Source organism: Stenotrophomonas sp. STEN033, assembly GCF_056856655.1.
The window spans coordinates 1-16,893 of record NZ_JBXFWM010000047.1 but is presented as its reverse complement, the minus strand read 5'-3'; the positions used below and the strand labels follow the sequence as shown (position 1 = coordinate 16,893).

General features: G+C 65.9%; 12 protein-coding genes. 6 read left to right on the top strand and 6 right to left on the bottom strand.

Annotation, left to right across the window (positions count from 1 at the left end):
- Nucleotides 1–178: 178 nt before the first annotated feature.
- The 5 genes from recD to AC1VXC_RS14895 all read right to left on the bottom strand — a co-directional run bounded on the left by recD (nt 179) and on the right by AC1VXC_RS14895 (nt 11,246).
- Nucleotides 179–2,158, bottom strand: coding sequence for an exodeoxyribonuclease V subunit alpha (gene recD / locus AC1VXC_RS14915; RefSeq protein ID WP_481539090.1), 1,980 nt, complete (start codon nt 2,156–2,158; stop codon nt 179–181).
- Entirely contained in the window at nt 2,155–5,778 is a 3,624-nt protein-coding gene (recB, locus tag AC1VXC_RS14910; RefSeq protein ID WP_481539089.1) for an exodeoxyribonuclease V subunit beta, read from the bottom strand. The genes recD and recB overlap by 4 nt, the downstream gene beginning before the upstream one ends.
- Nucleotides 5,775–9,137: an exodeoxyribonuclease V subunit gamma gene (gene recC / locus AC1VXC_RS14905; protein WP_481539088.1), complete on the bottom strand. Its 3,363-nt coding sequence runs from the start codon at nt 9,135–9,137 to the stop codon at nt 5,775–5,777. The genes recB and recC overlap by 4 nt, the downstream gene beginning before the upstream one ends.
- 550 nt (nt 9,138–9,687) lie before the next feature.
- The gene (locus tag AC1VXC_RS14900; RefSeq protein ID WP_313173710.1) at nt 9,688–10,095 is read right to left on the bottom strand and encodes a hypothetical protein; all 408 of its coding nucleotides are present in this window, start codon (nt 10,093–10,095) and stop codon (nt 9,688–9,690) included.
- A gap of 56 nt (nt 10,096–10,151) precedes the next feature.
- Entirely contained in the window at nt 10,152–11,246 is a 1,095-nt protein-coding gene (locus AC1VXC_RS14895) for a PAAR domain-containing protein (RefSeq protein WP_481539087.1), read from the bottom strand.
- Nucleotides 11,247–11,601: 355 nt separating this feature from the next.
- On the opposite strand from AC1VXC_RS14895, the gene AC1VXC_RS14890 reads away from it, so the two are divergent.
- From AC1VXC_RS14890 to AC1VXC_RS14865, 6 genes are all read left to right on the top strand, one after another.
- A complete protein-coding gene (locus tag AC1VXC_RS14890) occupies nt 11,602–12,399 on the top strand; it encodes an ABC transporter ATP-binding protein (RefSeq protein WP_313173712.1) in 798 nt (265 codons plus the stop codon).
- 187 nt (nt 12,400–12,586) lie between these two features.
- Entirely contained in the window at nt 12,587–13,336 is a 750-nt protein-coding gene (locus tag AC1VXC_RS14885) for an MlaE family lipid ABC transporter permease subunit (RefSeq protein WP_282267696.1), read from the top strand.
- Nucleotides 13,337–13,445: 109 nt separating this feature from the next.
- The gene (mlaD, locus tag AC1VXC_RS14880) at nt 13,446–13,970 is read left to right on the top strand and encodes an outer membrane lipid asymmetry maintenance protein MlaD (RefSeq protein WP_481539086.1); all 525 of its coding nucleotides are present in this window, start codon (nt 13,446–13,448) and stop codon (nt 13,968–13,970) included.
- The gene (locus AC1VXC_RS14875; RefSeq protein WP_313494106.1) at nt 13,967–14,635 is read left to right on the top strand and encodes an MlaC/ttg2D family ABC transporter substrate-binding protein; all 669 of its coding nucleotides are present in this window, start codon (nt 13,967–13,969) and stop codon (nt 14,633–14,635) included. The genes mlaD and AC1VXC_RS14875 overlap by 4 nt, the downstream gene beginning before the upstream one ends.
- Nucleotides 14,625–14,933: an STAS domain-containing protein gene (locus AC1VXC_RS14870; RefSeq protein WP_481539085.1), complete on the top strand. Its 309-nt coding sequence runs from the start codon at nt 14,625–14,627 to the stop codon at nt 14,931–14,933. The genes AC1VXC_RS14875 and AC1VXC_RS14870 overlap by 11 nt, the downstream gene beginning before the upstream one ends.
- A 1-nt stretch (nt 14,934) precedes the next feature.
- Complete coding sequence (locus AC1VXC_RS14865) at nt 14,935–15,933, top strand: MlaA family lipoprotein (protein WP_481539084.1); 999 nt, start codon at nt 14,935–14,937, stop codon at nt 15,931–15,933.
- A gap of 182 nt (nt 15,934–16,115) precedes the next feature.
- On the opposite strand, the gene AC1VXC_RS14860 is transcribed toward AC1VXC_RS14865, so the two are convergent.
- Nucleotides 16,116–16,661 carry a glutathione peroxidase gene (locus AC1VXC_RS14860; protein WP_313173717.1) on the bottom strand — a complete coding sequence of 182 codons (546 nt, stop codon included), beginning with the start codon at nt 16,659–16,661 and terminating at the stop codon, nt 16,116–16,118.
- Nucleotides 16,662–16,893: the final 232 nt, after the last annotated feature.

The window sequence follows — 16,893 nt, the reverse complement described above, 5'->3', positions numbered from 1 at the left end:
CCGGCCCGGCCCTTCGCCTACGGCGAAAGGGAGGGAGACAAGCGCTCTGCCCCCTCCCTTTGGCGCAACACCGTAGCCCGGGTAAGAAGCGCAGCGCACCCGGGGCTGTTGGCTGGCCGCCTGACAGACGCCGAGAGCCCCGCCTCCCGGGTGCGCTGCGCTTACCCGGGCTACGCGACTACGGCGCAAGCCGTTGTGCCAGGCCTGACCAACGGCTGGCGTGGCGGGCCAGGGCGGCCTCGATGACCTCGGCGCTGCCGGCCATGTGCAGGCCGTTACGGGCGCGGGTGATGCCGGTGTACAGCAGCTCGCGGCTGAGCACGCGGTTGTCGCGGCGTGGCAGCTGCAGCCAGACCTGGTCGAATTCAGAGCCCTGCGCCTTGTGCACAGTCATCGCAAACGCGCTTTCGTGCAGCGGCAGCGCCGCCGGGTGGAAGGCGCGCGGGTTGGCCGGGTCGTCGCCGGGGAACCAGGCGCTGATGCCGCTGCCATCGCGCAGGCAGATGCCGACATCGCCGTTGAACAGACGGTGGCGGTAGCTGTTCTCGCCAATGATCAGCAGGCGGCCGTGGAACCAGCCCGGGCCCAGCGTGCGGCCACGATTGCCACCCAGCAGTTCCTCGATGCGGGCGTTGAGACCACGCGCACCTTGCGGGCCTTCGCGTACGGCGGTGAGCAGGCGCATACGCCCGGCCAGCGCCAGCGCGTCGGCCGGCGTGGCGGCATCGGCCAGCGCCTGCCAGTACTGCTGCAGCGGCTCACGCCAGGCCTGCAGGGGGTCAATATCGCCTTCGTGGAAGTGCACGCCGGTGAGTTGCGCGTCGCGCAGCAACTGCAAGGCCTGCAGCGCGTCGCCGTCGCGCATGGCGCTGGCCAACGGTGCCAGCTGCAGGGCTTCACTCTGCCGATAGCCGCGCTGCAGCTGCACGCGGGCACCAGCAAAGTCCTTGGGGTTGGTTTCCACGGCGTCGGCGGGCAATTCGCCCAGCAGCGGGCGCAGTGCATCCGCATCCGTAGCCGTCGTGCGCCGGCCATCGCCGGCGGCACGCAGGATGGCACTGAGCACGTCGCCGGCTTCCACCGAAGGCAGCTGGTCCGGATCGCCGAGCAGCACCAGACGGGTGCCGGGGGCGATGGCTTCGACCAGCTTGGTCATCAGCGGCAGGTCGATCATCGAGGCTTCGTCGACCACGATGACGTCATAAGGCAGCGGGTTGTCAGCGTGGTGGCGGAAACGCGGCGAGTCCGGAATCACGCCGAGCAGGCGGTGCAAGGTGGTGCCGGTGCTGGGCAGCTGTTCGCACAGGGTACTGTCGATGCCGGTGGCGGTCAGTTTCTGCAGGGCGTGGCGCAGGCTTTCGGCCATGCGCTCGGCGGCGCGGCCGGTTGGCGCGGCCAGGGCGATGCGCGGCGCGGGCTGGTTTGCGGCCTGCGCCTGCGCGGCCAGCAGCACCAACAGGCGAGTGATGGTGGTGGTCTTGCCGGTGCCGGGGCCGCCGGTGATCAGCAGCAGATTGTGGCGCAGGGCGGTGGCTGCGGCGCGGGCTTGGTGGTCTGGAGCCCTACCCTCTTCCGCCCTTCGGGCACCTTCTCCCGGAGGGAGAAGGGAGTGGTCCAACTCGGCTGCAGGGCTGTTGCCCCCTCTCCCTCCGGGAGAGGGCTGGGGTGAGGGTGCGTCGAACAGGTCTGCCTGCTGGTTTTCAGGTGCCGCCTGCCCCGAAAACAATCGAGTAAACACGTCAGCCAGGCCAGCCACATCGCCACCCGCAACCGGCGCCTGCCCGATCTTCTGCAACCCGCTCGCCAAGCGGCGCTCGTATTCGCGGTAGCGGCGCAGATACAGCAGCCCGTTCTCCCATACCAAGGGTGCCTGCCGCGATTCCACGCGGTTATCCACAGCTGTGGATATCCACTTGGATGCCTCCAGCTGCGCTATCCACACGTCGGCAGCCGGCCATTCCACGCCGGCATCCACCAATCGCTGCGGCTGGGTCGGATCAAAGCCCGCATGCCCCTGCGATACCGCCAGCGACGCCAGCGCAGCCGCGGCCAGCACCACGTCCGGCGTGTCCGTATCCAGCCGCCGCAGGCTCTGCGCCAGGGCGTGGTCCAGCGCGCGCAGGACGCCGGCTTTGTTCAATGCGGCCAGCAGGCTCATGCCTCGCCTCCCAGTCGTGCCAACAAGGCCGCATGGCCGTCGCGGCCACCGGCAAACAATTCATCCACCGCATGCACCAGCTCCGGTGCGAAGTTGTGCGCGTACAGGCCCGGCGACTGCGGACGCGTTGCATCCAGGCCACGGCAGAACAGGTAGCGGATGCCACCGAAATCCCGCGCATAGTCGTAACCAGCACCGATGCGGAAGCGCAGCCAGCGATGCAGCGCCACGGTGTAGATCAGCGCCTGCAGGTCGTACTCGCTATGGCGCATGGCCGCGTCCAGCTGCACCGGGGCGTAATCGGGCAGCCGGTTGGATTTGTAATCCAGCACATACCAACGCCCTTCGCGGACGTAGGTAAGGTCGATCTTGCCGGTCATCAGTCCTTCCAACTGACGGCGCAGGCCGAAGCCGTTGCGGCCGCGTACCACCCCGTGGGCATGCAGCACGCGCAGCAGGGCCGGCACCGTAGTCGGCTGCATGGCGAAGTGGAACTCGATTTCCGCGCGACGCTCGCCTTCGCCCAGCGAATGCAGGGCACCGCCCTCGGGCAGGGTGACGGTGAGGGTCTGGCCGATCAGCTCGGTCAGCAGCGCTACGCCGTCTTCGATCTCTTCGTCGATATAGCCATCGGCGCGCATTGCCTTGGCGATGATCTCGCCCTGTCCTTCGGGTGCCTGTCCGCCGGGCTGCCAATCACGCCAGATGCCGAAGTCGACGTTCTCCAGCGCGGCATGCAGCACGTTGCCGAAGCGGCTGCCGGCAAAGCGCGGATCAAATACTTCCGGTTGTGCAGCTGCAGCTTCGGGGGCCGGCTCGGCATCCACATCGACCTGCGCCGGTTCGTCGGCGGCGCCGCCGCTGTCCTCCGTGGCGGCCGCGGCGGTGTCGTGGCCGCCTTCGGCATGGGCAAGCTGGGTGAAGCTGTACACCCACCAATCGTGCGGCACGCTGCGGCGTACCTCGCGCACCGGCGGCAAGGCCTGCTCGCGTTCGGGCGGCAGGCGCGCGGGCAGCGCCGCGCTCTCGCCTTCGATCACCTGGATGTCGGCATGCTCGGGCAAGCCCTGCAGCATCGGCCCGAGCCGCGAGCTGGCCAAGCCAGTCAAGGCACCCCCACTTATCCACAAGGCATGTTCGGCGCGGGTCAGGCCGACGTAGAGCAGGCGCGCGGTTTCGGCCTCTTCATCGTCGCTGACCTGCTGGCCGACGGCCTTCCAGGCCGGGTCTTCCTTGTCGATCTTCCAGTGCAGTACGCGTTGCTCACCGTCATGCACGGTGCGGTGGTTGCTGCTGTCCGGCGCGTTGGTGGCGATGCCGACAAAGGGCAGGTAGACCAGCGGGTATTCCAGGCCCTTGCTCTTGTGCAGGGTGATGATCTGCACGCGGCGGGCATCCGATTCCAGCCGCAGCAGCTGCGCTTCGTCGCCTTCGTCGGCATGGGCGATCTGGGTCTGCAGCCAGTCGAGCAGGCCGTGCAGGCCGATGCTGCGGTTGCTGGCCTCCTGCAGGGCTTCGGCCAGCTGCAGGTAGTTGGTCAGGCGGCGCTCGCCGTCGATCAACAGCAACAGCCGCTCGGCCTGTTCGGCACACAGGTCCGACAGCAGGGCGAGCACGCCGCCGCGCTGCCAGCGCTCCCGCCACTGCAGCAGACGTTCCTGATGCAGGCGCTGTTGTTCGCCTTCATGTTCCATCGCGGCGATGGCGGCGGCGCTTTCGCCCAGCAGCACCGTGGCCAGCGCGGCGCGCAGACGGCCTTCGTCGGCCGGTTGCAGCAGGGCCAGCAACAGCAGCCGCAGTTCATGCGCCTCGGTACTGGCAAACAGGCTCTGCTTGCCTGCAGCTACCGCAGGGATGCCGAGCGCGGCCAGGGCCTGCTGCACGCGTGATGCCTCCTTGTGCGAGCGCACCAGCACGGCGATATCGCCCGGCTGCACCGGCTTGCCATCGAGCAGCGCGCGGCCTTCGCGGGCGGCGCTGAGCACCCTGTGGATATCTGCCACGCAGGCGGCGGTGGCGGCATCGCGCGAGGCGTCGGCTTTCAGCGGTTTGCCATCGGCGTCGCCCGCAATCAGCTGCAGGGTGAGGGCCGGCGCGGCCTTGCCGTCGAACAGGTAGTCGGCGTCGCTGCGCTTGCTGCCCGGCAGTACCGGCTCGAACTGGATGCGCTCGTCGAGGAAGGCCTCGGGGCCGGCGTTGTCGTACAGCGCCTGGATCGCGCGCAGCACACCGGGGCGTGAGCGGAAGTTGCGGTCCAGTGCCGGCGCGGCTTCGGCCAATGCCTTGGCCTGCAGATAGGTGTGCACGTCGCCACCACGGAACCCGTAGATCGCCTGCTTGGGGTCGCCGATCAGGAACAGCGCAGCGTCTCCATCATCGGCGGCGAACACGCGGCGGAAGATGTCCCACTGGCGCGGGTCGGTGTCCTGGAACTCGTCGACCAAGGCGAAGCGGTACTGCGCGCGCAGGCGTTCGGCCAGATGTGCGCCATGTGGCCCGTGCAAGGCATTGGCGACATTGTCGATCAGATCGTCATAGGTCTGCTGGCGGCGCAGCTGCTTGAGCTGGGCCAGCCGTTGGCGGACTTCGCTGCGCAGCTGGTGCAGCAGCACGATGGACTGCTGGCGCTGCCACTGCGTCACCTGCCCCAACGACTGCAGGTAATCGGCGATCAATGGCTGCAACGGCGATTGCGGGGTGCTGCCGGCCTTGGCCTTGTTGGTCTTGGCGGTAAGCGCCTCAAGCGTGAGCCGCTCCAGCCGTTCGTCCAGTTCGGCGCCCGGGTCCGGGTGCCGGCTCCACTGCAGCAGTTGCTGGAACAGCGGCTCGATCCAGTCGGACTTGTAGCTGGACTTGTTGAGGATGCCGCCTTCCAGCGCGCCGCGAAGCTGTTGCAGATAGCTTTCGCCGTGCTCGGTAATGCCGGCGGCCAGACGCTGTGCCGCGCCGTCGCGGAAGTGGCGCGGGTCTTCGAGCAGGGTTTGCGGTGGCTGTGGATAAAGCGGCAGCTCGGCGGCCAGGGCGGGCAGATCGCGGGCCAATGCATCGGGACTTTTCCACAGCCCCAGCAGCGCCTCCAGGTGCTCGCCCTGTCCTGCGTGCAGGCGCCACAGGTCGGCTGCCAGTTCGTCATGCAGTGCACGGGTATTGGCCAGCAGCTCTGGCGCGGCGAAGGTGTGGCCGCTTTCCAGTGCGTACTCGCCCAGCACGCGGGTGCAGAAGCCGTGGATGGTGAAGATCGAGGCCAGGTCGGTTTCTTCGGCGGCAATGCGCAGGCGCCGGCCCAGCTGCGCGGCGCTCTCGCTGCCCTGCTGCAGGTGGCGTTGCAGGATGGCGCGGGTGAGCGTGGTTTCCGGGCTGTCGTCTTCTGCGGGATGGCTGTCGACCACGCGCGCGGCCAGTTCCAGGCGCTCGCGGATGCGCTTGCGCAGTTCCTGGGTGGCGGCGTCGGTGAAGGTCACCGCCAGGATCTGGCCCATGCGCAGGCCCTGCTCCACCACCAGCCGGGTGAACAGCGTGGCCAGGGTGAAGGTCTTGCCGGTGCCGGCACTGGCCTCGATCAGGCGCAGGCCGTCCAGAGGCAGGTGCAGATACGGATCCTGCTGCAGCTCGGCGCTCATGCGGCACCTCCGCTGGAGGCCGCGGTTTCAGCATCGAAATCGGGCAATACGCGGCCCTCGCGCAGCGCGGTGAATATCAACAAGGCGTTGTGGATAAATCTGTGAGTAGTGATTGGCGATGCGAACGGATCGCTGCCGCGCAAGGCCAGTTGCAGGGCTTCGCCATTGCGCTCGCCCCAGCTGTGTTCACTGCCGAACCAGCGCGACTGCGCGGCGTTCTCGCGCTTGTCCGGATCGGCGTTATAGACCTCCCAGCCGGTGTAAGGGGCAAACAACAGCGGTGCCTGCATGCCTTCGGAACGCAGGCGCAGCAAGGCTTTCAAGGCTGTTTTTGCCGCCTCCGGTGACAGTTCCGGCAAGCGGTGGGGGCCATAGCCGGCCTGCCCGTTGTCATGGAACTGCAGCAGCGCGGTGGGCACCCCGGCGGCGTTGCGCAACAGCCAATCCAGTCCGCCGCGCAGCACATACGCCACCCCGGGTGCACCCGCCTGGAGACGGATCAGGCCCTGTGGATGAATTTGATCGACACGCCCGTGCAGGCGCACGCCATCCACCTCTACCTCGTAGCGTTGCGAGTCCAGCGGCTGGCCGTCGTACCACTGCGAAAACGCCTCCGCGCAGGGCCGGATGCGGCCGAGCATGCGCTCGAACTGCTGCCGCCCCAGCGCACCGGACGGCAGCAGCGCGCGCGCCCGCAGGCGCTGGTACAGGCCGGCTTCCTGACCCTGCAACAAGGCGCTGAGCACGTGTTGCTGCAGGGAGGAATGCAGTCGGCCGCCGCCGGGCACCAGCAGCGGTTCGATGTCTTCGCTGTCATCGATTTCGCCGGCCAGGCGCAGGCCCAGGCGTTGGCTGAGGAACTGCCCGGCGGGATCACTGATGAAACGCCGCAGCGCATCCAGCGACAGGCTGTCGTCATTGAGCGCGGCCGGTAGCGGTGCGGCCAGCGGGCCCGCGAACCACGGCGCCAGCCGTTGCCGGCTGCCCCCGACCGCGCTGGCGGCCGGGTGCCACTGACGCCGGTAGCTGAAGCGGCGCGGCTCGCCATCGCCGCCAAATGCCGCCGGGGCGAACGGCTGCAACGGGTGCCGCACCACCAGGTGCTTGCGTGCCTGGGGAGAATCCTGGTGGTAGGCGGCGGCCGCATTGACCAGCTCGCTGACCAGCACCGAAGGCTCGCGCACGCTGCCGTCGCGGGCATCGGCGCCCAGATAGCTCAGGTAGAACACCTCCTGGGCCGAAGCAAACAACTGCAGGAACAGGAAGCGGTCATCCTCGCGCAACGAGCGGTCGCCGTAACGGCGACGGTCGGTGCCCAGCTCGGCGGTGAGTCGGCTGAGGCCAGCAGCCGGGTCGCGGCGCGGGAAGTCGCCGTCGTTCAAGCCCAGCACGCAGATCACCCGGAACGGCAGCAGGCGCATCGGCACCATGCGGCCGAAGCTGATGCCGCCGGTCAGCAGCGGTGCGCGGGTATCGGCCTCGGACAGCACCGAGGCGAAATGTGCACGTACTACTTCCGCCGGTACCGGCGCGTCGAAGCCGGCGCTGCTGGCTTCCTCGGCGAATTCGTTGACCAGCTTGCGCAGGCGATCCAGTGCGCGCACCGCAGACGGTTCGGTTGGTGTCTCCGGCAGCAACGCCAGCAGCAGGCCGAGCAGGCGCTCGCGCCATTGGTTGGGGCTCAGCGCTTCGCCCAGGGTCTTCTGGTGGCGTGCGAGAACACGTAGCAGGCGGATCAGCGCATCGAGCGCGGCCAGGCCGCCACCTTCCAGCTCCGGCCACGGTGCGACACCGCCGATGTCCTCGTCGCTGCCGCTGGCGTGGCCGAGCAGCAGCCGGTCCAGCGCGAACTGCCAGGTGTAGGCGTCATCGGCCGGCGCCTGATGTTGCTTGCGGTGGCCGGCATCCAGGCCCCAGCGCGCACCCGCGGCCTGCAACCAGGCATGCAGGCGTTCGAAGGCGGCCGCATCCAGGCCGGAGGCCGATGCCAGCGGCGCGCTGGCCAGCAGGTCGAGGATTTCATTGAGGCCGAAGCGCGATACCGGCAGGCCCAGCAACTGCACGAACACCTCGGCCAGCGGCTCGCCCTGCAGCGGGCTGGCATCGGCCAGCGCCCAGGGAATATGTGCGTCGTTGCCGCCACGGCCGCCGAATACCGATTCCAGGTAGGGCACGTAGGGATCGATATCCGGCGCCAGCACTGCGATTTCGCGCGGCTGCAGCGGCGGGTCGAAGCGCGGGTCTTCCAGCAGCGCGCGCAGCTGGTCATGCAGCACCTGCATCTCGCGCAGGCGGGTGTGGCAGGCGTGGATCTGGATGCTGGGGTCGTCCAGGCGCAGCGCTTCCCGCAGGGGGGGCGAGGGCAGCGCGCGGCGATGGAACAGGTCCGCCTGCAGCCGGTGCAGCAGGCTGTCGCCGAGACCTCCCTCGTCCAGGCCCGGCACCGGCACGCTTTCCGGGTCCACATAGGCGGCGATTTCACCGCTGGGGTGGACCACTTCGTAGTCGCCCAGCACCGCCATGAAGTCGCGGCCGGCCTCGCCCCAGGCCTGCAGCAAGGGGTTTTCGCCGGCCTCGATGCCGAACGGCTCGGCCAGGCCGCTGCGCAGCTTTTCCTTCAGCGTCTGCAGATCGCCCCAGTACGAGCGGGTCGGCGTCGGCATATAGAAATGCAGCGTGCCGACCCGCGCCTGGGTGGCGATCACCCGCAGCACGTCCGGCGAGACATTGAGCGTGGCAAAGGCGAACAGCCGCTGCGGCAGGCCCTGCGGCAAGGGCTGGTGCGCGCCTTCGAAGCGGGCCAGGTAGTCGTTGATGCGGCGCGCGCGGTAGTTCTGGCCACCGGCGATGTAACGCCACAGGATGGCCTGCGGGTCGTCCGGCTCGGCCCCGTCCTCCCAGCGCAGCAGCCAGTCGCGGCGCCAGGCCTGGTATTTCTCGAACACCCCGCCCAGCTCGGCCGCCAGCGCCCAGGGGCGCAGCGGATCGTCGCGGTCCAGGTAGGCGCGCAGCCCGGCCATCGCCGGCTTCTGCATCAGCGCGCTGTCGGTCAGCGCCCCATACAGCCGCCAATGCAGGCCGCTGGCGCCCAGGTCATCGCGCTCGCCGGGCACGTTGGCCTTCAGCGCCTTGGCGACGAACTCGCCCGGGGTCAGGAACTCCAGGTTGGCCGACACGCCATATTCGGCGGCCAGCGTCGATTGCAGCCAGCGCCGCATCGCCACCTGCGGGATCAGCACGATATCGGCGGCCAGCAAGGGCTGGCCGGGCGCCGGCTCACGTAGCGCATGGGCCAGCAGCTGGGCCAACACATCCAGGGCATTGGAGTGGTACAGGCGGAAATCGGGGGCATTGCTCATCGCGCCATCTTGCCGCAGTGGGATGGTTTCGACGAGCGATATGGGGGCCTGGGGTGGAACGATGGTGGGGTGGCAGTGTTGGATGGACTCCGGCAAAGCTCAATCACCCGCACGTTACGCAGCCCCATCGAAGCCGCCGCAGAGTGTGCGTTTGCCTAATCGAATAGGTATGACCTCGACGGCCCCGTGCCCAGCCGCTTCTCTTTGCTTGAATGATTATCGACAAGAATGACTTGGGGGCCCTGTCTGCGGAAGTACTCCACAGGCAATGCGATGTCCTTGTCACCCACATTGATGAGCTCCAGCTCTACTCGAATCGTCTCACCAGCGAAGCTGCAGGGATCATCGATCAAGCAATGTGCCCGCAGCTCAAGTTTTGGTTGCGCCCCTGTACACATCGCGACCGCAGGTGCCATCGCTAGTACCGCAACGATGCCACTGAGGAAATGGCGAAGGGAGCACCATGCTCTGTTCTTCGGGAGCTTCGATCCCGGATTTGTTTTCAAACTCTCAATCACCTCGCATGCTCTTCTCCCGATTTATCGTCGAATCAACGGCCATCCAGAATTCGTAGCTCGGCGGTGGCAAATACCTCATCAGCCTGCCCCGCAACGGGAGCCAGATAGAAGTTGAACCTCACAGTGAGATCGACCGGCCGCAACGCAAACATCGAGATGTCGTCTGCCTGAATTCTCCACGGGACGCGAATCGATTTTCCTGGAGGGAGAGTTTCCATTTTATTGAATAGTTCGCGCATCGGCGGCCCCATGCGGAAACGCTTTTCTTTGCCGGAGTGGTTATCCACAAAGATCATCTTGGGACCTTGCTCGCGGAAGTAGCGTAGTGGCAGGTCAACTCCCTCTTCCCCTCGATTCTTCAACTCCAGTTCAACATCAATCACCTCACCCATGAAGCGGCAGGGGTCACCGTAGAGGCAGCGCGCACGTACTTCGATCATGGTTTCAATCTCTTCGCTGTGAGCGGGAGTGGATTGCACTAGGAGAATCACGAGTGCTAAGAACGTACGGCAGAACATAGAACCTCCCGTTCAAGCTTTCTGCTTAGTAGCTCCCTCACTTCGATTCCTATATTCCAAACATGCCGAGGCTTGAGGGTTGTGCTGTATCGCTCCGACATCATGGTTGCCTCTGGATCAGCATCTATTTCTGCGTTTCGTGCCATGACGATTTCAGTTCCTGAAGTCCCGTCCGGCATTGCGAATTCGATGGTCTGCTCAGGCTCATCTCGATCCACATATTCGTCAGGCAAGCCCAGGCAGTGCATGAATTCGTGCACGTATACCCAAGGTGTTGTAGCAACGGAAACGTTGATCGTAGTGCCAGTCACATTTTCGCGTTCATAGTGATCATGCAGCTTCATGACATAGTCCTCGCCAGTGCTCACGAAATCAGCCTCATAGCGGACCGGAAACGAGCGCGTCCCGCATGCACCATCCGTTATCTGCAGGATGAATTTGTTGTTGATTCCCAGCTCGATACCTCGTCGTAAACGCTGCTTGGCTGTTTCGGCATCGTTTTCTTCTACTCGCCCCCACTTCACGAGTCTTATCTTTGCCGTGACCACGATATCGCCACCCGATTTCAATGGGACATCGATTCGGTAGCCACAGGTATGGTCATTCTCAATGCGTGTGCCATCCGCCTCATAGGCCTCAAAGTAACGGCCATCGGGATACTCCAGCACTTGACCACTGTGATCTTCCAGCCAGCATCGGGCAGACTCAGCCGGTGGCGTATCCGTGCCAGTCAAAGAGGACGCAATAGGCCGCATTGAAGGAGCGAGCGCAGAGCGCGTCGTATTGAGCGCCGCAACCGGCGCACCACCCGCACTGACATGCGCCAACTGCTGCTTGCCTGCCAACAGTGCACAACCACAACTGGCCTTGTCGCCATGGCGCGCGACCGGCTGGCCATCGATCACCAGCGTTGCGTCACCGGTGAGGATGGAGCCCGGGCCGTGGCGGGCGCAGATGACGCGGTCACCAATGCGGGCGACCGGGTGGCCGTCGATATCGGTCTGCGGCGAGCCGGTCAGTACCCAGCCGCCGGCTTGCAGGGCATCGCCCACTACGATCAGCGTCCTTGCCATCGTGCTCGGCCCCTCCGTGGCCGGTGCGGTGATTGCAGTCGGACTCGACCTTAGTGGCCTGGCTCTTGATCAAGAATCGGATGTGTCTGGAAATCGGCTCATACCACCGCCCGGCTGCTCGTCGTACTTACGGAGCTTGGCCGCGGGCATTGTCCCGGGGACCGGACCCATCACGCCTTGTGCACAGTTTCCGAACCCCGATTCGACCACTGGGGAGACAGTGTGTTGCCGCCAATACCGACCTTGAGTGCATGCCGGACGGCGCACGGGGTGCGACAATACTGCACGGTCCAGTACGCTTATGTTCAGGCATTGCTGGCAATCCTAGAACGTTGGTTTTCCGTTAAAGGCCACCATGCCCTCAGCTCGGACTCCCTTGGTGCAGTTGTCCAACGTGCGAATCGATCGCGGCGGACGCACCATTCTGCGCGACGTGTCGTTGCAGGTACCGCGCGGCAGCATCACCGCCGTGCTCGGCCCCTCGGGCAGCGGCAAGTCGACGATGTTGGCGGCGCTGACCGGTGAGTTGCGGCCGGTGTCAGGGTCTGTGCAACTGTTCGGTCAGGATATTCCGCACGGCAACCGCGACCTGCTGGAGATGCGCAAGAACGTCGGCGTGCTGCTGCAGGGTAATGGCCTGCTGACCGACCTGAGCGTGGCCGACAACGTGGCCTTGCCGCTGCGTGCGCATACCAAGCTGCCCGAGCCGGTGCTGCGCCGCCTGGTGCAGATGAAGCTGCATGCGGTTGGCCTGCTGGCCGCTGCCGATGCCTGGCCGCGCGAGTTGTCTGGCGGCATGGCGCGGCGCGTGGCGCTGGCCCGGGCCTTGGCCTTGGACCCGCCGCTGATGATCTACGACGAGCCGCTGACCGGGCTGGACCCGATCGCCTCGGGCGTGATCATGAGCCTGATCCAGCGTTTGAACGACAGCCTGGGGCTGACCAGCATCATCGTCAGCCACCATGTGCATGAAACCCTGCCAATCAGCGATCAGGCCGTGGTGATCGCCAATGGCGGCATCGTGTTCTCCGGCACACCGGACGAACTGCAGGCCAGCACCGACCCGCTGGTGCGGCAGTTCCTGCATGGCCAGCCGGACGGCCCGATCCCGTTCGATGCGCCCACGCGCAATTACGGGTTGGAGAACGCGTGATGACGACGCTGCGCGAAATGCGTGATTCCTGCCCCCTCTCCCGCATGGCGGGAGAGGGCTGGGGTGAGGGCGCTTTTAAAGCACGTAGAGCAAAAGCTCCCCTCATCCGCCCTTCGGGCACCTTCTCCCGCACGCGGGAGAAGGATGTCTCGTCCAGCGTGATCAGCGCTTCTGGAGCAGTTTCCTGATGCCCTTCACCTCCTCCATCCGCTCGCTGGGCCGTGCCGGGCTGTTCTCGCTGACCGTGCTGCGTGGCTCGCTGCCGACGCGTGACTTCCTGGCCGAACTGACCCGCGAGATCTACAAGATCGGCGCACGTTCGCTACCGATCATTGCTGTTGGCGGCGCGTTCGTTGGCCTGGTACTGACCCTTCAGGGCTACCGCACGCTCACCACCTTCGGTGCCTCCGATGCCTTGTCCACCCTGCTTGGCCTGTCGCTGTACCGCGAACTGGCGCCGGTGCTGACCGCGCTGCTGTTCATCGGCCGTGCCGGCAGCTCGATCGCCGCCGAGCTCGGCCTGATGCGCGCCACCGACCAGATCAAGGCGCTGGAGCTGATGGCCATCGACCCGATCGCCAAGGCGGTGGCACCGCGCTTCTGGGCGGCGGTGCTGACGGTGCCGCTGCTGACCGGCATCTTCTGCTCGCTGGCCATTGCCGGCGGCTATTTCGAAGCCGTGCATGTGCTGGGCCAGGACAACGGCACGTTCTGGTCAGGGCTGCGTGGCAGCGTCGACTTCTGGGACGACTTCGCCGTCGCCCTGCTCAAGTCGGCGATCTTCGGCGGTACCGCGGCGCTGGTGGCGGCTTATGTCGGCTTCCATGCCGAGCCGACCATCGAGGGCACCTCGGTGGCCACCACCCGTGCGGTGGTGAACGCCTCGTTGCTGGTGCTGATGTTCAACTTCGTGCTGTCGGCGCTGCTGTTCCAATGATGCGAGTCCTTCGCAGAAACCCGCACATCGCTGTGCAGGGATCAAACAAACAACCGAACAACCCGCTTCGCCCTGCGAAGCACCAGATGGATCAGGAGTGAGACACAACATGGCCATCCGTGGACCCAGACTCGAATTTTCCGTCGGCACCTTCCTGCTGCTGGCCCTGGCCTCGCTGCTGGTGCTGGCCGTCGCCTCCACCAACCAGCGCTTCGGCATGGGCGGCGGTGACTATGAATTGAAGGCACGTTTCAGCCAGATCGGGCAGCTGCGCAAGCAGGCGCCAGTGAAGGTTGGTGGTGTGACCATCGGCCAAGTAGCTGATATTCAGCTGGACCCGATTAAATACGATTCCATCGTGACCCTGTCGCTGGACAGCAAGTTCAAGGACCTGCCGGCCGACACCTCCGCCGGCATATTCACCAGCGGCCTGCTCGGTGAAAGCTATATCGGCCTGCAGCCCGGCGGCGATCCGGATGTATTGAAGTCCGGTGATGAGATCGTCTTCACCCAGCCGGCGGTCGACCTGCTGCAGCTGGTTGGCAAATACATGTTCAGCGGCGGCGGCAACACCGGCGCAGCTGCAAACGAAACCCCCGGCGCAGACGCGCCCGCAACGGAACCGCAACCATGAAAGTGAAACTGCTTACCGTCGTGCTCGCCTCTGCCCTGCTGGCCGCCGCACCGTCGGTCACGCTGGCGCAGGCACGCCCGGCCGCCACCGCCGCGCAGCCCTCGGCCGCCGCGCGCACCGTGCTGGATTCCAGCACCCGCATCATCAACGCCCTGCAGACCCGCCGCGCCGAGTTCCGCGCCAATCCGGCGACCCTGCGCAGCTTCATCGATGGTGAACTGAGCCGTGGCTTCGACCGCGACTACGCCGCCCGCCTGGTGCTGGGTGTGCATGGCCGAGGCGCCGCTGATGCCGACGTCAAGCTGTTCGCCGATGCGATGGCCGACAACCTGATGTCGCGCTACGGCTCGGCCCTGCTCGATATCCAGGGCCGGCCCAGCTTCCGCTACAAGAGCGAGCAGCCGCTGCCGGGCAACCGCGGCGTCAAGGTCTCCACCGAGCTGGTGCGCGCCGGCAGCGAGCCGACCCCGGTCGAATACCTGATGCGCAATGTCGACGGCCAGTGGAAGATCTTCGACGTGATGATCGAAGGCATTTCCTACGTGCAGACCTTCAAGAACCAGTTCGACGCCCCGCTGCGGCAGAAGTCGATCAAGCAGGTCGCCACCGAGCTGCGCAGCGGCAGCATGCAGGCCAATGCCGGCCCGGCTCCCCGTGGCAAGTAAAGCCAGCTTCCGCACCGAAGGCGACACCCTGCTGCTGGCAGGCGTGATCGACCGCGCGGCGGTGGTTGCACTATGGCCGCAGCTGACGCAGGCGCTGGCGCCCGTGCGTCGGCTCGACCTGGCTGCGGTTGAAGGCATCGACAGCGCCGGACTGGCGCTGCTGGGTGAGCTGGCTGCACGTTTGCGGGCGCAGGCTGGCGGCGACGTCAGCGGCAACCCGGCTGGACTGGCCGAACTGTGTGCTGCCTACCGGCTGTCACCGTCCCTCGATTTCAACGCCTCTTCGGCAGGAAGCTGACATGAAACTTTTCCGTACCGTCCTTCTTCTGCTTGCCCTGGCGCTGCTCGCTGCCTGCGCCGGCAAACCCGCACGCGATGCGGTGCCAGCGTCCACGCTGGTTGCGCCGCAAGCCACCGAGCAGGTCGTCGGCAATACCGATGTTGTCCCCGCTGAAGCGGCGCAGGACGCCGCAACCGCGACGCCAACCGACGCCGCTCAGAACGGTGTGACTGCCAGCGATGAGACCGCACCGACCGGCGCCGAAGATGACTTCGCCGCACTCTACGGCGGCCCTGCGCCAGGCAGCGAGAACGCAGACGGCTCCAGCACCACCGCCATGACCTACGACCCGTGGGAGAAGTACAACCGCGGCGTGCATCGCTTCAACAATGCAGTCGACCGCGGCGTCGCGCGTCCGCTGGCCACGGCGTATGTGAATGTCGTGCCGCAGTTCGCGCGTACCGGCGTCAGCAACTTCTTCAGCAACCTGCGTTCGCCGTTGACGATGGTCAACCAGCTGCTGCAGGGCCATGCCGATGATGCCTGGGATACGCTGGGCCGTTTCCTGATGAACTCCACCTTCGGTATTGGCGGCCTGTTCGACCCAGCCAGCAAGGCGATGGTACCCAAGCGCAGCGAAGACTTCGGCCAGACCCTGGGGACCTGGGGCTGGCGCCGTTCGCGTTACGTGGAACTGCCGTTCTTCGGCCCACGTACCGTGCGTGATGTGTTCGGTCTGGCCGGTGACATTCCGTTGTCGCCGATGCGCCAGATCGAGATGGACAAGGTCCGCATCGGCCTGCAGGGCCTGCAGTTGGTGGACATGCGCGCCCAGCTGATGGCGGTGGATTCCCTGCGCGATACCGCGGTGGACGAGTACGCACTGACCCGCGATGCCTGGCTGCAGCGCCGCAACTACCAGATCGAGAAGGATCTGCGTCATGGTGGCAAACGTGACGACGACGACCAGACCACGATTCCGGTGGACGCGATGCCGATGCCGAACTGGGGCGATTGATCCCGGTTGTCGCTGGATGAAAAAAGCCCGGGGAAACCCGGGCTTTTTGTTGTCCGCCTTTTCTTTTGTGGGAGCGGTGTCAACCGCGAAGCTGATGAATCAGCAGATCGCGGTTGGAACCGGTTGCCAAGCAGTTCCAGCTTCGCGGCTTATGCCGCTCCCACAACACAACGATGGCTGGTTTACGCAGCCAACGCTGCGTCGATGGCCTTGCGCAGGCCTTCGTCGTCGGCGCTGGTGTCCGGGGCGAAGCGGGCAACGACACTGCCGTCCTTGCCGATCAGGAACTTCTCGAAGTTCCACAGGATGGCCGGGGCCGGGTTGGTCTCGATGCCGAAACCGGCCAGCTTCTCGCGCAGCGGGCCATCGCCGATGGCGGCCGGCTGTGCTGCGGTCAGCTGCTGGTAGAGCGGGTGGATGTCGGCACCGGCGACGCTGATCTTGGAGAACATCGGGAAGCTGACATCATAGGTCAGGGCGCAGAACTGCTTGATCTCTTCTTCGCTGCCCGGCTCCTGCCCGTTGAAGTTGTTGGCCGGGAAACCCAGCACTTCCAGGCCGGCGTCCTTCTTTTCGCGGTACAGCTTTTCCAGGCCTTCGTACTGCGGGGTAAGGCCGCACTTGGAGGCGGTGTTGACCAGCAGCAGCACCTTGCCGCGGTAGTCGCCCAGCGATGCAGGAGCGCCGTCGATGGTGGTCAGCGCGGTGTCGTAAACAGAAGCGGTCATGCGGTTGCCTGCTGGGGGTTGGGGAAAAGCCAAGGATAAACGGCGCCGTCGGCGCTGGCACGACCATCAGGTTGTAACGCTGGGTTCCGCAGGGGTGCCGTTCCCATGCAGCGAGCACCCGCCTGTAGTGGGGGGGCGCGCGCGCAGAGGGGGCGGCCCCGGAGCGCGGACCCCCGCGCCCGGACGCCGCGCACACTCGTGTGGGGGGAATGCTGCAGAAAGGAAACGGCGA